A 2,706-nucleotide genomic window follows, 5' to 3' on the forward strand; every position below is an offset into this window, starting at 1 on the left:
GTATTCGGTAAGCCTCGAAGAATTCGAAAGCTCTTATACGGGAGTGGTGCTGACTATGGCGCCGGGAGAGCACTTTGTCCGGTCAGGGCGGCGATTTTCCGTAAGCTCGTCGCTGCTGCAGCGGGTGAAGGGCTATGAATGGGAGGTCGTCTACCTGCTTTCCGCGGGCCTTGCGTTGGCTGGAACCGGAGTACTTGTGCCGCTCTTCCTTAAGTTCTTCGTCGACCGGATGCTACTGGCGGGCAAGATGGAATGGGCGGCAGCGCTGCTTCTGGGCATGCTGGCCGTCGTCATTCTCCGCGGGGGGCTGACCACGCTCAGGCAATATACGCTTCTGAGACTGGAAACCAAAATATCCCTCAGTCTGTCCGGCGCGTTCGTCTGGCATATCCTCAGGCTGCCGGTCGGCTTTTTCGCGCAGCGCTTTGCTGGGGAAATTGCGGGAAGAGCGCAGGCCAACGACCGAATTGCCCAGTTTTTGACGGAGAAGCTTGCCGGGACGGTGATTGATGCGCTGCTGGTCGGGTTTTATTTCACCTTCATGCTGCTATATGACTACCGTCTGGCGCTTGCCGCCCTGCTGGTCGCCGGGCTTAACGTGATCTATCTGCTGTATGTGTCGCGCAAGCAGACCGACCAAAACCAGAAGCTGCAAATGGATCAGGGGAAGCTGTGGGGCGCTTCGATTGCAGGGCTCATCAACATGGAATCCTTGAAGGCCAGCGGCCGGGAATCTGATTTTTTCGCCCGCTGGGCGGGACATCAAGCCAACATGACGCGTGCGGAACAAAAGCTCGGCGTGTCCAACCAGTACTTGTCGGCGATGCCTGTGCTGCTTGAGCAGTTGAACCACAGCGTTATTCTCGTCATCGGGGGCATTCTTGTCCTGAACGGGTCTTTTACGGTTGGGATGCTGCTCGCCTTTCTCGGCTTTACTGCAGGCTTTCTCGCCCCGGTCAACAGCTTGGTGGCGATGGGCGGAGAGGCTCAGGAGCTGCGCGGGCATTTGGCCCGGCTGGACGATGTGCTGAAGCATCCCGCCGATTCTGCGCTGTCTGCCGGTCTGGACTCCGGTGAAGCGGCGAAGCCGGCTGCGACCGATTGGCCTCCCAAGCTGTCCGGGGCGCTCGCTGTGCGTAATGTGACATTCGGCTACAGCCCTCTGGACCCTCCGCTAATCGAGCAGATTACGCTGGACATCGCTCCCGGAACTATGGTCGCCATCGTCGGGGGCTCGGGCAGCGGAAAGTCTACGCTGTCCCGGCTCCTGTCCGGTTTGTACCAGCCGTGGAGCGGAGAAGTGAAATTCGACGAGCAGCTGCGATCCGCGCTGCCTCGACATGTATTGGTCAATTCCGTATCGCTGGTCGACCAGGAGATACGGCTGTTCGAGGGGACAATTCGCGACAATCTGACATTATGGGATCAGACGATCCCCGAGGCGACCGTCGTGCAAGCGGCCAAGGACAGCTGCATCCATGAAGTCATTGCGGCAAGACCGGGCGGCTATGATCACCTGCTGGAGGAGGGCGGACGGAATTTCAGCGAAGGCCAGGCGCAGCGGCTGGAAATTGCCCGGGCGCTGGCACAGCAGCCTTCCGTCCTGATCCTGGATGAGGCGACCAGCGCCCTGGACCCTGAGATCGAGGCGGCTATCTATGCCCATATTCGCCGGAGGGGTTGCACTTGCGTCATCATTGCCCACCGGCTTAGCGCTATCCGGGATTGCGACCTCATCGTCGTGCTGGACCAGGGAAGACTTGTCCAACAGGGGACCCATGAAGAATTGATCCGCGCGGACGGGCATTACCGGCGCCTGTTCTACGCACCCGGAGAGGAGTATGCTTCATGACATCCGGCTGGCTGAACAACGGAGAGGAGCGGCGACATTACCCGTCCAGAACTTCCTTGCTGCTGCAGGGGCAATCGCCGTTGACGCTGCATATGGTTGAGCAGGGCGAAGTAGAGATTTATTCGGTCGAGCTGGCGCATGGCCGAGCGGCCGGGTCGAAATCGTATGTGCTTACGGTGAAGGCAGGACAACTATGGCTGGAGCTCCCGCAAACCGATGAAGGCGACTTCGGCTGGATAGCCGAGGTGATGCCGGACACGGTGCTGGCAAGCAGCCGCCTGGAGCAGGGCGCTCCGGAACTTCAGGCCAATCTTGACATGGAACGGCTGGAGCGTACGGATCGTACGGAGCGGCTGAAACAGTTGGGACAATTGGAACGGCTAGCCGAAACAGCAGAGAAGCTGGACGAATGGCTGCAGAGCCTGGCCTTGGCCGTGGTGAAGGAGGCGGCTCCGCTGCATACGCAGCAGGTAACGGCGGCAGAGTCCCCATCGGAGATTGTCGTCTGGGAGCCGGCCGTCTTTACTTCGGAGGCCCATCTCATCTGGATTCGCGCCGCAGACGGACTGCCGGGCTTATGGCAGGATCGCGGCCTGCCGAAGGTACCCCCGGACGCCTATGTGCCGATGATGCGCTCCGTCTGGGCGGATTCGCCCAAAGGCAACCGCTTGTACACGGCGGATACGTTTGCTCTGCTGCAGCTGCATGATTGGCAAGCGTCGGTGCATTTGTTTCACCGTTTGCTCGTATACAAGCGGCTCCATCAGCTGCGCCGGGCACAGCGGGACGAACAGGCCAGAGTGGCCCAGCGCTTGGAGCAGGATGAGCGCAATGTGGAGGAAGCGGTCAGCCGC

The 2,706-nt window shown here is 60.2% G+C and carries 2 protein-coding genes; both read left to right on the plus strand.

Annotated elements, in window-relative coordinates; genetic code table 11:
* Positions 1 to 1,852, plus strand: a 1,852-nt coding sequence (locus LRL21_RS44485) for an ATP-binding cassette domain-containing protein (protein ID WP_240422164.1), incomplete at its 5' end; no start/stop codon positions are given.
* A partial coding sequence (locus LRL21_RS44490) for a hypothetical protein (RefSeq protein WP_240422165.1) occupies positions 1,849 to 2,706 on the plus strand: 858 nt, incomplete at its 3' end. The genes LRL21_RS44485 and LRL21_RS44490, both read left to right, overlap by 4 nt.

This window comes from Paenibacillus periandrae (assembly GCF_022458865.1).
In the GTDB taxonomy this organism is placed as follows: domain Bacteria; phylum Bacillota; class Bacilli; order Paenibacillales; family NBRC-103111; genus Paenibacillus_S; species Paenibacillus_S periandrae.